This is a genomic window from Duganella sp. CT11-25 (assembly GCF_047302815.1).
Lineage (GTDB): Bacteria > Pseudomonadota > Gammaproteobacteria > Burkholderiales > Burkholderiaceae_D > Rugamonas.
The window spans coordinates 1193433-1209293 of the sequence record NZ_JBKBFD010000001.1 but is presented as its reverse complement, the minus strand read 5'-3'; the positions used below and the strand labels follow the sequence as shown (position 1 = coordinate 1209293).

Annotated in this window: 13 protein-coding genes; 7 read left to right on the top strand and 6 right to left on the bottom strand. The window is 64.7% G+C overall.

The genetic code is table 11. The features are described from left to right. Nucleotides 1-41: 41 nt before the first annotated feature. Together ACEN9F_RS04790 and ACEN9F_RS04785 are read right to left on the bottom strand one after the other, a co-directional pair. Nucleotides 42-1139 carry a DNA topoisomerase IB gene (locus tag ACEN9F_RS04790; RefSeq protein WP_413418355.1) on the bottom strand — a complete coding sequence of 366 codons (1098 nt, stop codon included), beginning with the start codon at nucleotides 1137-1139 and terminating at the stop codon, nucleotides 42-44. Between the two features lie 73 nt (nucleotides 1140-1212). Beyond that, a complete protein-coding gene (locus tag ACEN9F_RS04785) occupies nucleotides 1213-1440 on the bottom strand; it encodes a hypothetical protein (RefSeq protein WP_413418353.1) in 228 nt (75 codons plus the stop codon). 185 nt (nucleotides 1441-1625) lie between these two features. Between ACEN9F_RS04785 and ACEN9F_RS04780 the strand changes: the two genes are divergently transcribed. From ACEN9F_RS04780 to urtE, 6 genes are all read left to right on the top strand, one after another. Further along, nucleotides 1626-2747 (top strand): porin, encoded by a 1122-nt coding sequence (locus ACEN9F_RS04780; RefSeq protein ID WP_413418352.1) that lies wholly within the window; start codon nucleotides 1626-1628, stop codon nucleotides 2745-2747. 92 nt (nucleotides 2748-2839) lie between these two features. Continuing rightward, nucleotides 2840-4039: an urea ABC transporter substrate-binding protein gene (urtA, locus tag ACEN9F_RS04775; protein WP_413426969.1), complete on the top strand. Its 1200-nt coding sequence runs from the start codon at nucleotides 2840-2842 to the stop codon at nucleotides 4037-4039. Between the two features lie 104 nt (nucleotides 4040-4143). Next, the gene (gene urtB, locus ACEN9F_RS04770; RefSeq protein WP_413418350.1) at nucleotides 4144-5751 is read left to right on the top strand and encodes an urea ABC transporter permease subunit UrtB; all 1608 of its coding nucleotides are present in this window, start codon (nucleotides 4144-4146) and stop codon (nucleotides 5749-5751) included. Continuing rightward, complete coding sequence (urtC, locus tag ACEN9F_RS04765) at nucleotides 5748-6830, top strand: urea ABC transporter permease subunit UrtC (RefSeq protein ID WP_413418348.1); 1083 nt, start codon at nucleotides 5748-5750, stop codon at nucleotides 6828-6830. The genes urtB and urtC overlap by 4 nt, the downstream gene beginning before the upstream one ends. Then, on the top strand, nucleotides 6827-7684 hold the full coding sequence (gene urtD / locus ACEN9F_RS04760; RefSeq protein WP_413418346.1) for an urea ABC transporter ATP-binding protein UrtD: 858 nt from the start codon (nucleotides 6827-6829) through the stop codon (nucleotides 7682-7684). The genes urtC and urtD overlap by 4 nt, the downstream gene beginning before the upstream one ends. A 5-nt stretch (nucleotides 7685-7689) precedes the next feature. Then, nucleotides 7690-8388 (top strand): urea ABC transporter ATP-binding subunit UrtE, encoded by a 699-nt coding sequence (gene urtE / locus ACEN9F_RS04755; RefSeq protein WP_413418344.1) that lies wholly within the window; start codon nucleotides 7690-7692, stop codon nucleotides 8386-8388. Here urtE and ACEN9F_RS04750 read toward each other — a convergent pair. Both ACEN9F_RS04750 and ACEN9F_RS04745 read right to left on the bottom strand, forming a co-directional pair. Beyond that, a complete protein-coding gene (locus ACEN9F_RS04750) occupies nucleotides 8385-9167 on the bottom strand; it encodes a substrate-binding periplasmic protein (protein ID WP_413418342.1) in 783 nt (260 codons plus the stop codon). The genes urtE and ACEN9F_RS04750 overlap by 4 nt on opposite strands. Nucleotides 9168-9242: 75 nt before the next feature. Continuing rightward, the gene (locus ACEN9F_RS04745; protein WP_413418340.1) at nucleotides 9243-10526 is read right to left on the bottom strand and encodes a DUF445 domain-containing protein; all 1284 of its coding nucleotides are present in this window, start codon (nucleotides 10524-10526) and stop codon (nucleotides 9243-9245) included. A 139-nt stretch (nucleotides 10527-10665) separates the two neighbouring features. On the opposite strand from ACEN9F_RS04745, the gene ACEN9F_RS04740 reads away from it, so the two are divergent. Beyond that, nucleotides 10666-11517 carry a hypothetical protein gene (locus ACEN9F_RS04740; protein ID WP_413418338.1) on the top strand — a complete coding sequence of 284 codons (852 nt, stop codon included), beginning with the start codon at nucleotides 10666-10668 and terminating at the stop codon, nucleotides 11515-11517. A 6-nt stretch (nucleotides 11518-11523) separates the two neighbouring features. On the opposite strand, the gene ACEN9F_RS04735 is transcribed toward ACEN9F_RS04740, so the two are convergent. Both ACEN9F_RS04735 and ACEN9F_RS04730 read right to left on the bottom strand, forming a co-directional pair. Continuing rightward, complete coding sequence (locus ACEN9F_RS04735) at nucleotides 11524-12447, bottom strand: response regulator (RefSeq protein ID WP_413418336.1); 924 nt, start codon at nucleotides 12445-12447, stop codon at nucleotides 11524-11526. Beyond that, entirely contained in the window at nucleotides 12431-15838 is a 3408-nt protein-coding gene (locus tag ACEN9F_RS04730) for an ATP-binding protein (RefSeq protein ID WP_413418334.1), read from the bottom strand. Before ACEN9F_RS04730 ends, ACEN9F_RS04735 begins: the two co-directional genes overlap by 17 nt. Nucleotides 15839-15861 lie beyond the last annotated feature (23 nt).

The following is a 15861-nucleotide window of genomic DNA, read 5'->3' as shown; positions in this document are numbered from 1 at the left end:
GGCTGTTGGCGGTCGATGGCGGACCTAAATTCTACTCCTATTTACTTCGCCGAGGCTGATTGCAGACGATGTTGCAGCAGCGCCAGCACGGCGGCTTCCTCGGGATGCAGGGAGTGGACTTCTTCCTGCAACTGCTGCCGGGCGCGGCGGCGCAGGGCTTTGAGCATGGTGCCGTCGAGGTAGGATTCGATCACCGCCGGATGCACATAGCATTTGCGGCAGATGGTGGGTGTGTTGCCCAGCTTTTTCGCTACCGATTCGATCGCCTGCACCACGTTCTTCTTGGCCTGTGCCTCCGAATCGAACTTCTCATATTCCAGCAGGGCGACCGCCGCCAGCACCGTGCCGGACCAGGTGCGGAAGTCCTTGGCCGTGTAGTCCTCGCCGGCGATCGCCTGCAGATATTCGTTGACGTCGGCCGAGCCTACGGTATGCGGGTTGCCGTCATCGTCGATGTACTGGAACAGGTCCTGGCCCGGCAGGTCCAGCGTGCGGCGGATGATGTTGGCCAGCCGCCGGTCCTGCACCTCTACCTCATGATTGACGCCGCTCTTGCCGCGGAAATGGAACCGTACCTTGCTGCCGTCCAGCCGCACATGGCGCTCGCGCAGCGTGGTCAGGCCGAACGACTTGTTGTCGCGCGCGTATTCCTGGTTGCCGATCCGCATCATGGTCGCTTCCAGCAGATAGACGATGGTGGCCAGCACCTTCTCGCGCGGCAGGCCGGGCTGCCTGAGGGCGGCGTCGACCGCGCGCCGTATCGACGGCAGCGCCTTGCCGAAGCTGAGCATGCGTTCATACTTGGATTCGTCGCGCAGCGCGCGCCAGCGCGGATGATAGCGGTATTGCTTGCGGCCGCGCGCGTCGCGGCCCGTGGCTTGCAGGTGGCCCAGCGGTTGCCGGCAGATCCAGACATCGACCCATGCCGGCGGGATCACCAGCGACTTGATGCGCGCCAGCGTCTCGATGTCCGTGACGGCGCGGCCGTCGGCATCGAGGTAGTGAAAGTGCTGGCCGCGCTTGCGGCGGGCGATGCCGGGCTGGTCGTCGTGCACGTAGCGCAGGCCGGCCGTTTTGGCGGCGGCGGGGCCGTCGTGCGTGGCGTCCGCCGCGGCGGCTGATGGTAAATCGCGCTTCATCGTTGTCCTCGTTGAGCTGGCTACGATGGATCGTACCCGGCCGCCGAGGACGACGATGTGCGCTAGCGCACGATCAGTCCATGCGCTTGAGGCGCTGGCCGACGATGCTCCATTTGCAGGCTTCGCCGTCGACGGTGCCGGTCAGGACCCAGCCGGTGCCCAGCTTCTCGACGCCGATCTCGCATGCGAGTTCCTTGGCCAGCTTTTCGGCCCAGCCCTTGGCGGCGCCCTGGCCCTTGAACAGCTCATTGCCTTCATAGATCACGGTGGCGTCGAAAACGGAGGCGGCGAATATGGTCATGATGGTCTTCCTGAAAATGAAGGCGTTATTGTGCCATCAATTATGCAGGGCCGGCGGCTTGCGCTAGCGCAGGCGGCGCGCAGTCTGCCCCCGTTTGTCCCTCCCGCGCCACTACGTCATTCGACGTATTCCTCGTTCCTTACCCTCTGGATAATCTTGCAACATCCAAAACAAAGGGGGATGTGATGAGTCTTACACGGGGAAGCAAGCTGCTGATGGCGGCGGCGGTGGCGGCGGCGATGAGCAATGCCTGGGCCGGGGCGACGATCAATGTAGGCGAGGACAAGTCGGTCAGCGTCGGCTTCGGCCTGCGCGAGAGCTATACCAGCGCCGAAGGCGGCGCGCCGGATGGCGGCCGTTCCAGCGACTTCAACCTCGACAGCGCGCGCCTGTTCTTCGGCGCCTCGCTCAACAAGAACATCAAGGGCATGCTCAACACCGAGTGGGACGGCGACAAGATCCGCATCCTCGACGCGGCCGGGCAGTTCGCCATTTCGCCGGAGCTGAACATCTGGGCCGGCCGCCTGCTGTCGCCGTCGGACCGCGCCAACATGGCGGGCCCGTACTACTCGCTGGGCGGCGGCTACTGGGCCGGCGTGGCTTCGCGCTACGGCTACAACGGCGGCATCTTCCGCGGCCGCGACGACGGCGTGGTCGTCTGGGGCAACGTGGGCGACGGCGGCAAGCTGGGTTACTCGTTCGGCGTGTTCGAGGGCCATACCTTCGGCATCGGCTCGCTGACGCAGTCGCAGGCCAAGGCGGCCGGGATCAAGGCCGACGACGCGCTGATGTACGCGGGCCGCTTGCAGTACGACTTCTGGGATGCGGAGCCGGGCTACTACGGCACCGGCAACTACCTGGGCGGCGCCGACATCCTGGCCATCGGCGTGGCCGGGCGCCAGCAGAAGGACGGCATCCTGACCGTGGGCGCGGTCGGCAAGTACAGCTCCTACAACGTCGACTTCCTGCTGGAGAAGCGCATCAAGGGCGCGGGCGCGTTCGCGATCGAGGCGGCCTGGTACAACTACGACACCGACGACATCATCAAGTCCGAGCAGGGCAAGGCGTATTCGGCCGGCGCTTCCTACATCTTCGAGCAGAAGGCCGGCTGGGGCAAGTTCCAGCCCTTCGTGCGCTGGCAGAAGTTCGCCGCCGACACCAACATCGACACCAAACAGTTCGACGCTGGCGTGAACTACATCATCGACGGCTATAACGCGCAGATCAGCGCGGTGTACTCGAAGACCAGGATCACCAGCGCGGCCGACAACGACAAGTTCTCCGTCGCGCTGCAACTGCAATACTAATCCTTCACTCACGGAGCTATCACATGCAAAATCGTCGCAACGATCGTCGTACATTCATTGGCACCCTGAGCCGCATCGCCGCCGCTACCGCCATGCTGGCGGCCGGCGCCTCGGCCCATGCCGCCGACACCATCAAGGTCGGCATCCTGCACTCGCTGTCGGGCACGATGGCGATTTCCGAAACGTCGCTGAAGGACGTGGCGTTGATGACCATCGACGAGATCAACGCCAAGGGCGGCGTGTTGGGCAAGAAGCTGGAGGCGGTGGTGGTCGACCCGGCTTCCAACTGGCCGCTGTTCGCGGAAAAGGCGCGCGGCCTGATCGCGCAGGACAAGGTATCGGTGGTGTTCGGCTGCTGGACCTCGGTGTCGCGCAAGTCGGTGCTGCCGGTGTTCAAGGAGCTCAATAGCCTGCTGTTCTACCCGGTGCAGTACGAGGGCGAGGAGCTGGAGAAGAACGTGTTCTACACCGGCGCGGCGCCCAACCAGCAGGCGATTCCGGCGGTGCAGTACCTGATGAGCAAGGAGGGCGGCGGCGCCAAGCGCTTCGTGCTGCTGGGGACCGACTACGTTTATCCGCGCACCACCAACAAGATCCTGCGCGCCTATCTGAAGAGCAAGGGCGTGAAGGACAGCGATATCGACGAGGTGTACACCCCGTTCGGCCATTCGGATTACCAGACCATCGTCGCCAACATCAAGAAGTTCTCGGCCGGCGGCAAGACGGCGGTGATCTCGACCATCAACGGCGACTCGAACGTGCCGTTCTATAAGGAGCTGGGCAACGCGGGCCTGAAGGCGACCGACGTGCCGGTGGTGGCGTTCTCGGTGGGCGAAGAGGAACTGCGCGGCGTCGACACCAAGCCGCTGCTGGGCCACCTGGCGGCCTGGAACTACTTCGAGTCGGTGAAGAACCCGGTGAATACGGAGTTCATCAAGAAGTGGAAGGCGTATGCCGTCGCCAAGAAGCTGCCGAATGCGAATACCGTGGTGACCAACGATCCGATGGAAGCGACCTACGTCGGCATCCATATGTGGGCGCAGGCGGTGGAGAAGGCCAAGTCGACCGATACCGACAAGGTGATCGCGGCGATGGGCGGCCAGACCTTCAAGGCCCCTTCGGGCTTTACGCTGACCATGGATCCGACCAATCACCACTTGCACAAGCCGGTGTTTATCGGCGAGATCCGTCCGGATGGACAGTTCAGCGTGGTGTGGAAGACGCCGGGTCCGGTGCGCGCCAATCCGTGGAGCCCGTTCATTCCGGGTAACGAGGGCAAGCAGAAGCTGTAAGTACGCCTCGTCAGCATGGGTTCCCGCGTGCGCGGGAACGACGGCCGATCCCGAGTGCGTCGTCCCCGCGCAAGCGGGGATCCATGCCGAGTCTCAAGCTTCAAATGAGGAACCGTATCTTGAAAAAACTCCTGCTCATCGCATGCCTGTGCTTCGCTTCGGCGGCGCGGGCGGCCATCGATCCAGCCTTGCTGGCGCAGCTCGCCGGCGACGATCCCGACGCCCGTGTCGAGGCCATCGTCAAGATCGGCGCGCTGGCCAACGACGACGCCACGCGCCTGCTGACGGCGCTGAAGAACGACGCGCTGTACGCGACGCCCGATGGCCGCATACTGATCGTCACCGACGACAAGGCCTACGATCCATCCACCGGCGCCACCGGCCCGCTGCCGGAAGGCCTGGACGGCCTGATGGTCAACAACCGCCTGCGCGGCGCGGCGGACGATGCGCTGTCCGCGCTTAAACTGTTTTCCACCGACCGCGCGGCGCGCCTTGCCGCCGCCACCGAGCTGCAAAAGAGCGTGACGCTGGCGCAGGCGCCGCTGATCGAGAAGGCCCTCGCCACGGAAACCGACGCCGAGATCCGCCCCATGCTGCAGCTGGTCGCCGCCACCGCCAACCTGCAGTCGCCTGACGCCTTCAAGCGCAAGGCCGCCGTCGAGGCGCTGGCCGCCAGCAGCAACGCCAACCTGCGTCCGCTGCTGCAAGCCATGCAGACCGATAATCCGGACGGCAGCCACATGGAGCCGGACGAGGGCGTGCGCGTGGCCGCCGCCCATACGCTGGCGGCGCTGGACAGCCGCCTGGCGCGCACTGAATTCATCGGCAATGTCTTCTACGGCATCTCGCTGGGCAGCGTGCTGCTGCTGACGGCGCTGGGCCTGGCGATCACCTTCGGCCTGATGGGCATCATCAACATGGCGCACGGCGAATTGCTGATGATAGGCGCTTATACGACTTATCTGTGCCAGGTGGCGTTCCGCCGCTACCTGCCGGAGTCACTGGACTGGTACCTGGTCGCCGCGCTGCCGGCCGCCTTCGTCGTGACGGCGGCGGTGGGCATCGCGCTGGAACGCACGGTGATCCGCTGGCTCTACGGCCGTCCGCTGGAAACGCTGCTGGCCACCTGGGGCATCTCGCTGATCCTGATGCAGGCGGTGCGCACCATCTTCGGCGCACAGAACGTCGAGGTGGCGAATCCGGCCTGGATGTCGGGCGGCGTGACGGTGCTTGGCTCGCTGGTGCTGGCGTACAACCGCATCGCCATCATCATCTTCGCGTTGCTGGTGGTCACCGGCGTGTGGCTGATCCTGAACAAGACGCGCCTCGGCCTGTTCGTGCGCGCCGTGATGCAGAACCGCCGCATGGCCGGCTGCGTCGGCGTCTCCACCGCGAAGATCGACATGATGACCTTTGGCCTCGGCTCCGGCATCGCCGGCCTTGGCGGCGTGGCGTTGTCGCAGCTGGGGAATGTGGGGCCGGACCTGGGCCAGAGCTATATCGTCGATTCCTTCATGGTGGTGGTGCTGGGCGGCGTCGGCCAGCTGGCCGGCACGGTCATCGCCGCGCTGGGGCTGGGCGAGGCGAACAAATTCCTGGAACCGGTGGCGGGCGCGGTACTGGCCAAGATCGCGATCCTGATCTTCATCATCATCTTCATCCAGAAGCGGCCGCAGGGCCTGTTCGCGATGAAAGGCAGGAGCGCAGAATGACCCATCCCTCCTTGTTTTCCCGCCGCGCGTGGAGCGGCATCGTGGCCTGCGTGCTGCTGCTGGCGGCGCTGCCCTTGCTGAACCTGTTCTTCGCCGACGGCCATGCGCTGCATGTGCCGAGCTACATGGTGAGCCTGATCGGAAAATTCATGTGTTACGCGCTGGCCGCGCTGGCGCTCGACATGGTGTGGGGCTACGCCGGCATCCTGTCGCTGGGCCACGGCGTGTTCTTCGCGCTGGGCGCCTATGCGCACGGCATGTACCTGATGCGCGCCATCGGCCGCGAGGGCGTGTACCAAAGCGACCTGCCGGACTTCATGGTGTTCCTGGACTGGAAAACCTATCCGTGGTTCTGGACCGCGACCGACAGCTTCTGGTACTGCCTGGCGCTGGTGGTGCTGGTGCCGGGCGTGCTGGCCTTCGTGTTCGGCTTCTTCGCCTTCCGTTCGCGCATCAAGGGCGTGTACTTCTCGATCATCACCCAGGCCATGACCTATGCCTTCATGCTGCTGTTCTTCCGCAATAACACCGGCTTTGGCGGCAATAACGGCTTCACGGATTTCAAGCGGATACTGGGCTATTCGATCAGCGCGCCCGGCACCAAGGCCACGCTGTACCTGGTGACGCTGGCGGTGCTGGCGGGATCGCTGGTGCTGTGCCGCTGGATCGTCAAGTCCAAGCTGGGCCGCGTGCTGCAGGCGGTGCGCGATTCGGAGTCGCGGTTGATGTTCATCGGCTACAACCCGCTGTGGTTCAAACTGTTCGTGTGGACGCTGTCGGCGGTGCTGTGCGGGATCGCCGGCGCGCTGTATGTGCCGCAGGTCGGCATCATCAACCCGTCCGAAATGTCGCCGGCCAATTCGATCGAGATGGTGATCTGGGCGGCGGTCGGCGGGCGCGGCACGCTGCTGGGGCCCATCATCGGCGCGTTCTCGGTCAACGGCTTGAAGAGCTGGTTCACCGGCGCTTTCCCTAACCTGTGGCTGTTCGCGCTGGGCTTGATCTTCATCTTGGTGACGCGCTATCTGCCGCAGGGCATAGCGGGACTGGCGGCGCGCATGCGCAAGGAGCAGGCATGAGTGCCAACGAACATCTGGAACAGCGCCTGGACAAGGAAACCGGCCCGGACGCAATCGGCGCGCAGGGCCCGTCCTACGGCCGCGTGGCCGGCGAGGGACTGGACACGACCCACGGCGCGATCCTGTACCTGGAAGAGATCACGGTGTCGTTCGACGGCTTCCGGGCGCTGAATAAACTGAGCCTGGATATCTCGGTGGGTGAACTGCGCTGCATCATCGGGCCCAACGGCGCCGGCAAGACGACCATGATGGACGTCATCACCGGCAAGACGCGGCCGACCTCGGGCACGGCGTTCTTCGGCCAGACCATGGACCTGAGCCGCATGACCGAGTACCAGATCGCGCATGCGGGCATAGGCCGCAAGTTCCAGCGCCCGACCATTTTCGAGCAGCACACGGTGTTCGAGAACCTGGAGCTAGCGATGAAGACCGACAAGCGCGTGCGGCCTACGCTGTTTGCGCGGTTGTCGTCCGAGCAGCGCGGCAAGATCGACGAGATCCTCAAGCTGATACGCCTGAACGGCAGCGAGCGGCGCCTGGCCGGCTTGCTGTCGCACGGGCAGAAGCAGTGGCTGGAGATCGGCATGCTGCTGATGCAGGAGCCGCAGCTGATCCTGCTGGACGAACCGGTGGCCGGCATGTCCGATGCCGAGACGGCGCGCACGGCGGAGCTGTTGAACGAATTGCGCGGCAAGCACTCGATCATGGTGGTGGAGCACGACATGGCGTTCGTGACGGAGATCGCGCAGCAGGGCGTGGTGACGGTGCTGCATGAAGGCTCGGTACTGGCGCAGGACACGATGGCGCAGGTGCAGGCCGACGAGCGGGTGATTGAAGTCTATCTGGGACGCTGACAAATATGCTGCAAGTCGAAAAAATCAACCAGTACTACGGTTCCTCGCACACCTTGCGCGGCGTGTCGCTGGAGCTGGAACGGGGCAAGTGCATGGCGCTGTTGGGGCGCAACGGCGTGGGCAAGACCACGCTGCTGAAGTGCTTGACGGGCGTGCTGCCGGTATCGGCCGGCAGCGTCAAGCTGGAAGGCCGCGACATCACGCGCATGGCGACGCACCAGCGGGCGCGTGCCGGCATTGCCTACGTGCCGCAGGGGCGCGAGATCTTCGCGCGCTTGACGGTGGAGGAGAACCTGTTGATGGGGCTCGCCACGCACAGCGGCAAGAAGGCGTCGACCATCAAGGGCGAAGTGTACGAGCTGTTCCCGGTGCTGAAGGACATGCTGCACCGGCGCGGCGGCGATCTGTCGGGGGGCCAGCAGCAGCAGCTGGCGATCGCGCGCGCCTTGCTGGCCGAGCCCAAGCTGATCATCCTGGACGAGCCGACCGAGGGCATCCAGCCGTCCATCATCAAGGACATCGGCAACGTGATCCGGCTGCTGCGCCAGCGCGGCGACATGGCGATCCTGCTGTGTGAACAGTACTTCGACTTCGCCCACGAGCTGGCCGACCAGTTCATCGTACTCTCGCGCGGCGAGGTGGTGGCGTCGGGCGCCCAGGCCGCAATGAACGACCCGGACGTCAAGCGCCACCTGGCGGTCTAGTGCGGCTTGAAGAAATTGCGGGCGATGGCGTCGATTTCGCCATTGTGTTTCATTTGCTGGATGGCGCTGTCGAACTGTTTGGCGAAGTCTGATTTGTAGGCGTACTTGCCGTTGTCGCGGTCGGTGTAGCCAAGGTAGCCCTGCTTGACCGCGATCTGCGCCGCTTCGGCCAGTTCGGCATGGGCGCCGCCTTCGTCGTACTTGCCTTCGGCCTTGAGCTGGTTGCGGGTCCACTGGATCGAGATGCGGTCGTTGATGTAGCAGTCGATGCGCTTCATGCCCAGCTTGAGGATGTTGGTCTCGCTGTCCTTGCCTTCTTCCATGCGCAGCCTGCCGGCTTGCACGGCCTTGTCGAAGGCGTCGCCGCCGACGATGAAGCCGGCGTTGTTGCCGATGGTGAGGCCGAAGAAGTCTTCCGGCCAGCGCTTGCGCGGCTTGGCCGCCAATACATCCTTGCGGCACACCGCCACCACGCGCTCTTCATACAGCGGCAATGAGTATGGCCAGGTCCACGGCTCGTCCCTGGTGTTCATATAGGGCGGATACAGCGCGAAGCCGGTACCGGACCTGAGCAGCGCCATGCCGCGCTTCCAGGGCACGGCCTGCACGTCGATCTTGTAGCCATGCATATGGGAGAAGGCGGCGCGCGTGATCTCGTAATACAGGCCGGCGGGCTTGCCGTCTTTTTCGTAGGAGTAGGGAGGGTAGCCGGCGTCGGCGTAGATCGTGACCGGAATGTCGGCCGCGTGCACGGTGGCGCACAGTGCGGAAATCAACAAGGTAAGCCAGGATTTAGCCACGCCGCATGTCTGAGTCGTTGATCGGAAGTCGGAAATTCCATGCTATCACGATAGTCAGTGATACAGATAAGTTCCGAACACTTCCATCGCCTGGGCGCTGGCATAAAGCAGCAGGCCGATCAAGCCGCCGACCAGCGTGCCGTTGACGCGGATGAACTGCAGGTCCTTGCCGATGTTGAGCTCTATCTGGCGCGACATGTCCTTTTCGTCCCAGGCTTTGACGGTATCGCTGATATGGCGGGTCAGGAAGCTGGAGAAGGCCGGCGCCAGCGTGCGCGCCATGCCGGCCATGTGCTGGTTCAGCGAGGCCCGCATCTCTGGGTGGGCGAGCAGCTCTTCGCTGAGCCACTGGCCGGCCTTGATGACGCCTTCGTTGAGCCGCGAGTCGCTGGTGGCGATATCGGCCTTGATCCAGTCGCGCACGCTGCCCCACAAGTCGGCGATATAGGTGTTGAAGGTGTCGCCGTCGCGCAGGTAGCGCTTGAGGTCTTCGCCCTTGGCGATGAAGGCCGGATCGGATTCCAGCCGCACGACGAAATTCCGCACCATCTCGTCGAATTTTCCCCGCAATTTGTGGTCCCTGTCGGCGGCGATGTTTTCCATGATGTTCTTGATCGTATTGGCGATCATGACTGCGCCGCTTTCGCTGATCCATTCGGTCGGCAGCACCAGCGACATGGTGGCGTGTTCGCGTTTGAGCCAGGCGGCGATCTGGCCGGCGATCATCTCGCGGGTGGTGGGACGGTTCATGACGCCGATCAGGGCGACCATGCCGTCGTCCAGCAGCTCTTGATGGCGGCCGTCCTTGGTCAGGCCGGCGAGCAGGGCGCCCAGCGCGGGCGACAGTTCCAGCTTGCCGATGGCGGTGTGGAGCGCGTCGCGCAGCAGTTGCTGGATGCGCGCATCGTCGACGGTGGACAGGATTTCGGGCACCAGCTTGAGCAGGTGGCCGGCCAGGTAGCCGCGGTTGGCGGGTTCCTTGAGCCATTCGGCGACATTGGTGGCCGGATCGGTCTTCAGGATCACCGTCGCCAGCGATTCGGGCTTGAGGAATTTGTCGTCGACGAAGGCGGCCAGGTTGTCGGCGATCTTGTTCTTGTTGCTGGGGATGATGGCGGTGTGGCGGGAGACGAATGGAATCGGTACCTTGCGGAACAGCGCCACCACCGCAAACCAGTCGGCCAGCGCGCCGACCATGGCGGCCTCCGAGATCGCCCGCACGCCGTCCACCCAGAAGCCGCGCGGCAGCAACGAGGTGATGATGAAGACGAGTGTCGCCACGGCCAGCAGCGACAGCGCCAGTTGCTTGGCGCGTTTCAGTTCCTCTTCCTTGCTCATGCCTGCCCGCCGTCATCGAGTGGATGATGATGGCAGTGTATGTCAAAAAGCGGGGCGGGCACGCTCAGGTGACAATCCACGCATTTCCTGCGTTGTTCTCCATGCTACATTGCATGTCCGTTCATCCTTTGCTTACTTCATGAAATTCAAAGCTGCGCTGCTTGGCTTGCCGCTACTGATCCTGCTGTTGTACTGGCATTCCAGTCGGCCGGATGCCGCCAACGTGGCGCCGCCACCGCAGCCAAAGCCGGCGCGCGCCGGCGCCGATGCGTGGCTTGCGGGCCCGCGCGCGATGCCGCAGGCGCCGCAGGCCGATCCTGACGTGCCGCTGGCGCTGCAGCTCGAACGCCTGATCGCGGCCGATGGGGCGGCCGGTGCTTTCCAGGCATATCTGCTGGTGCAATCCTGCGTGGATTTTGCGGCCAAGGGCGACGTGGACAAGTTCGATATGCTGCCGGAGCCGCACATGCGCGGCCTGACCGACGAGGAGCGCAAGGCGCAGAAGATCGTTTGCAGCGGCATGACCGAACGGATCAAGATGTCGCGCATCGAGCATCTGGCGATGGCTGCCAAGGCAGGCGTCAGAAGTGCCGATGGGGCGTTCCTGCGCGCGGGGCCGTTCGGCGATCCCAGCGCCTTGAAGACGCGGCCGGATGATCCGCTGGTGGTGGCGTGGCGCCAGCAGGCGTCGGAGCAATTGGCGGCAGGCGCGCGGGCTGGCGATGTGTCCAGCATCGTCGTGCTGATGAGCGAGTACAGCGGCTATGGGAAATCACTGGTAGCCGATCCGGTGCTGGCGCTGCGCTATGCCTATGCAATGGGCCAGATATTCGAGGATATGCAGCGCAAGTCCAACACGGCGACAATCCCGAACCCCTTTGGTCCGATCGTGGATCGCGCCAAGGGCGGCCTGACGCCGGAGGCGGTCGCGGCGGCACAGGCCGCAGGCAAGGCGCTGGCGGACAATGTCAACCAACAGTCCAGGCGCTGACACCGCCTACGCATGCTCCTCGTTGCGGCCGCCGGGGCGCAGTTTGCCGAGGGCGACCGAGGCGGCGGAGGTGCGGGTTTCCACGCCCAGTTTGACGAACACGTGTTCCAGGTGCTTGTTGACCGTGCGCGGACTGGTGCCGAGGATATCGCCGATGTCGCGGTTGGTCTTGCCCTTGATGACCCAGTTCAGCACCTCCGATTCGCGCTGCGTCAGTTTGAAGGACGCCATCAGCTTCTCGATCTGCGCGGCGTCCGACTCTTCGCGCAGCACGATCATCCATTGCTCGTCCTCGCTGAACTCCGCCGCCGAGAAGATCAGCCGCCGGCTGCCGCGCGCCAGCGTCAGCGGCGGATGCGACTGGCCCTGGCTGTGGGCCGACTGCGTCGCCTGCAGCCACGTGGTCAGTTCGGAATCCACCAGGTAGCCCTGCATCAGCGTGCGCGCGAGCGGCGTTTGCCAGACGATGCGGCCATCGCGCGGCGACATCGCGATCACCGCGTTGCCGAAGGCGTCGAGCGCGCTGCGGGCCTGGTCCACCAGCCGCGCGGTCTGCATGTGCGCGGCGATGCGCGCCAATACCTCGCTGGTGCGCAGCGGCTTGGTGACGTAGTCGTTGCCGCCGGCGTCGAAGGCGGCCACCACGTGCTCGGCCTCCGTCAGTCCCGTCATGAAGACCACCGGAATGTGGCGCGTGGCCAGGCTGGCCTTCAGGCGGCGGCAGGTCTCGAAACCGTCCATGCCGGGCATGATCGCATCCAGCAGTATGATGTGCGGCTGCGCCTCGGCGGCGCGCTGCAGCGCGGTTTCGCCGTTGTTCGCGACCAGCACGGTGAAGCCCGATTCGTCCAGCGCGTCGTGCAGCACGGCCAGGTTTTCGGGCACGTCGTCCACCACCAGCACCAGGCCGGCTTCAGTGTTGAAGTTCATCGCTCTTGTTCTTTCTGACAAAGTCGGCCATCGCGTCCAGCTGGAAGCGCGCCGCGAAATTGCGCATGGTTTGCGTGAAGTGCAGATAGCGCGGGTCGAGCGCGCCGATTTCATCGAGTTTGTTCTGGATGCCGCGCACATAGCCGATGCGTATCAGCTCGCGCAGCGCTTCCATCGCCGCTTCCGGCGGATAGACCAGCTGCGTGGCCGGCGCCGGCATCTCGCTGCGGACACCTTCGGCGCGCGCCTGCGTGATCCATTCCAGCGACAGGCGCTGGCCGATCCAGTCCAGCAGCTCGCCGACGTTGACCGGCTTGATGATGAAGTCCGCCGCGCGGATGCCGGCCGGATTCTCCATGCCCTTGTCGAAGGCGTTGGCCGAGACGATGGCGATCGGCACCGCCGACAGCTGGCGGCGGCGCAGGATGTAGCTGGCCTCCCAGCCGTCCATGCCAGGCATGGCCAGGTCCATCAAGATCACGTCCGGCTGGAAGGCGGCGTACAGGTCCAGGCACTCCAGTCCCGATGCCGCCTGCGCCACTTCGAAGCCGAGCGGGGTCAGGATATTCAGCAGCAGCTCGCGGTCGACGCGCTCGTTGTCGACCACCAGCACACGGCGGCGCGGGCCGCGATAGCCGGTGCGCTGCTGCTCGGGTGATTCCAGCTCGCGCAGCTCCTTGCCCGAGACGTGCACGCTGGGCAGGAACAGGCGGATGTGGAACAGGCTGCCCTGCTGCGGTTGCCGATCCAGCGGGCTGCGGATTTTCAGCTCGCCGCCCATCAGCTGCGTCAGCATCTTGGAGATCGGCAGGCCAAGCCCGGTGCCGCTGGCGTTGGCGTGCGCGCTGGCGCTGCCGCGCGAGAAGGGCTCGAAGATATGGTCGATCTCCTCCTGCAGGATGCCGGGGCCGGTGTCCTCGATCTCGAACGAGGCCATCTCGCGCGCGTACTGCAGGCGCAGCACGATGCCGCCATGGCTGGTGAATTTCACCGCGTTGCCGAGGATGTTGATCAGGATCTGCCCCAGCCGCTTGCGGTCGGCGCGGACGATGCGCGGCAGGGTGCCGGTCAGTTCGTAGCGGAAGCTCAGGCCCTTGTTGGCCGCCTGCAGCTCGAACATGCGCACGATCTGGCCGATGAAGTCGGGGAAGTTCAGCTCCTTCATGTCGAAGTTGAACTTGCCGCCTTCGATGCGGGCGATGTCCAGCGTGCCTTCGATCAGCGACAGCAGGTGTTCGCCGCTGCTGCGGATCACGCGGATCGCCTGCTGGCGGTGCTCGGGTATCGACGGATCGTTGTCCAGCAGCTGGGCATAGCCGAGTATCGAGTTGAGCGGCGTGCGGATCTCGTGGCTGATGCCGGCGATGTAGCGGCTCTTGGCCTGGTTGGCCAGGTCGGCGGTCTTCTTGGCTTGCTGCAGCTGGGCGTCGGTCTGCGAGTGCAGCTCGATCTCGCGCGTCAGCAGGCCGGTCTGGCGGTTCGATTCCTCCTGCGCCACGCGGCGGCTTTCGCTGGTCAGCACCAGCCACCAGGCGACGATGCCGCTGGTGAGCAGCAGCGCCGCGAAGATCTTGAAGAACACCAGCTGCAGCTGCGGCAGCAGCGCGCCGGCGCCGGCCGGCAGCACCGATTGCTCGTGATAGTAGATCAGGCCGAGGAGCGCGCCGAGGAACATCACCGTGACGATCATCAGCAACAGGTAGTGTCCCAGGCCGCTGCTCAGGTAGCGCCACAGCGACTTGGGCAGCATGGCCTGCATCGCGTCCTGCCACTGCACCGACACCCGCGCGTGCGGCTTGCAGACGTCGTTGCAGCGGGCGTCGAGGCAGCAGCACAGCGAACAGATCGAACCTTGATAGGCCGGGCAGTGCGCCATGTCGTCGGCTTCGTATTCCTTTTCGCAGATCACGCAAGTCTTGCCGTGCACGTGTTCGGGCTTGCGCGCGATGTAGTACCTGCCCTTGGTGGCGATGGCGATCAGCGGCGACGTCACCAGCGCCGTCAGCAGCGCGATGAAGGCCGAGAAAGCCTGCGCCTGCGCGCCGAACACACCCATGAAGGCCGCCACCGACAGGGCCGACGCCAGCAGCATGGCGCCGACGCCGACCGGATTGATGTCGTACAGGTAGGCGCGGCGGAACTCGATGCCTTTCGGGCTCAGGCCCAGCGGCTTGTTGATCACCAGGTCGGCCACCACCGCCGTGATCCACGAGATGGCGATGTTGGAGTACAGGCCCAGCACCTGGTCCAGCGCCTGGAACACGTCCAGCTCCATCAGCAGCACGGCGATCAGCGCGTTGAACACGGCCCACACCACGCGGCCCGGATGGCTGTGCGTCAGGCGCGCGAAGAAGTTGGACCACGCCAGCGAACCGGCATAGGCGTTGGTCATGTTGATCTTGACCTGCGAGATCACCACCAGCAGCGCGGTGGCCAGCAGCGCGATCCGCGGCGACGAGAACACCTGGCCGAAGCCGATCAGATACATCTGCGTCGGATTGACGGCCTGCTCCAGCGGCACCGCGCTGCTGATGGCGAGATAGGCCAGCAGCGCGCCGCCCAGCATCTTGGCGATGCCCAGGAAAATCCAGCCCGGCCCGGCGACCAGCACGCCGAAGTGCCAGCGCAGGCGGTTGGCCGCGGTCTTGGGCGGCATGAAGCGCAGGAAGTCGACCTGTTCGCCGATCTGCGTGATCAGCGCCACGCCGACCGCCGTGGCGGCGCCGAACATCAGCACGTTGAAGTGGCCGTTCTGGCCGGAGCGGCCGGCGTAGGCCATCAGCTGCGACGGCAGCTCCGGCTGCTTGTACAGGATGGCGATGAAGGGCAGGGCCATCAGCACCAGCCATACCGGCTGCGTCAGCATCTGGATGCGGCTGATCAGGGTGACGCCGTGCGTGACCAGCGGGATCACCACCAGCGCGCTGACCATGTAGCCGAGATAGAGCGGCAGATGGAAGTACAGCTCCAGCGCGTAGGCCATGATGGCCGCCTCCAGCGCGAACAGGATGAACGTGAACGAGGCGTAGACGAAGGACGAGATCGTCGAGCCGATGTAGCCGAAGCCGGCGCCGCGCGTCAGCAGGTCCATGTCGACGCCGTACTGGGCGGCGTAGTAGCTGATCGGCAGGCCGGTCAGGAAGATGATCAGGCCGACCGCCATGATGGCCCACAGCGCGTTGATGAAGCCGTAGTTGACGGTGATGGTGCCGCCGATCGCCTCCAGCACCAGGAAGGAGATCGCGCCGAAGGCGGTGTTCGAGACGCGGAACACCGACCACCTGCGGAAGGAACGGGGCGTGAAGCGCAGCGCGTAGTCCTCGATGGTTTCGTTGGCCACCCAGGTGTTGTAGTCGCGCCGTATCTTGACGATGCGCTGTGTTGTAGTCATGCCGGGCCCGTAAATAAAAAAAG

Coding starts and splice junctions, on each gene's coding strand:
- ACEN9F_RS04790 (WP_413418355.1), bottom strand. CDS start 1,139: ATGAAGCGCGATTTACCATCAGCCGCCGCGGCGGACGCCACGCACGAC.
- ACEN9F_RS04785 (WP_413418353.1), bottom strand. CDS start 1,440: ATGACCATATTCGCCGCCTCCGTTTTCGACGCCACCGTGATCTATGAA.
- ACEN9F_RS04780 (WP_413418352.1), top strand. CDS start 1,626: ATGAGTCTTACACGGGGAAGCAAGCTGCTGATGGCGGCGGCGGTGGCG.
- urtA (WP_413426969.1), top strand. CDS start 2,840: ATGCTGGCGGCCGGCGCCTCGGCCCATGCCGCCGACACCATCAAGGTC.
- urtB (WP_413418350.1), top strand. CDS start 4,144: ATGAGGAACCGTATCTTGAAAAAACTCCTGCTCATCGCATGCCTGTGC.
- urtC (WP_413418348.1), top strand. CDS start 5,748: ATGACCCATCCCTCCTTGTTTTCCCGCCGCGCGTGGAGCGGCATCGTG.
- urtD (WP_413418346.1), top strand. CDS start 6,827: ATGAGTGCCAACGAACATCTGGAACAGCGCCTGGACAAGGAAACCGGC.
- urtE (WP_413418344.1), top strand. CDS start 7,690: ATGCTGCAAGTCGAAAAAATCAACCAGTACTACGGTTCCTCGCACACC.
- ACEN9F_RS04745 (WP_413418340.1), bottom strand. CDS start 10,526: ATGAGCAAGGAAGAGGAACTGAAACGCGCCAAGCAACTGGCGCTGTCG.
- ACEN9F_RS04740 (WP_413418338.1), top strand. CDS start 10,666: ATGAAATTCAAAGCTGCGCTGCTTGGCTTGCCGCTACTGATCCTGCTG.
- ACEN9F_RS04735 (WP_413418336.1), bottom strand. CDS start 12,447: ATGAACTTCAACACTGAAGCCGGCCTGGTGCTGGTGGTGGACGACGTG.
- ACEN9F_RS04730 (WP_413418334.1), bottom strand. CDS start 15,838: ATGACTACAACACAGCGCATCGTCAAGATACGGCGCGACTACAACACC.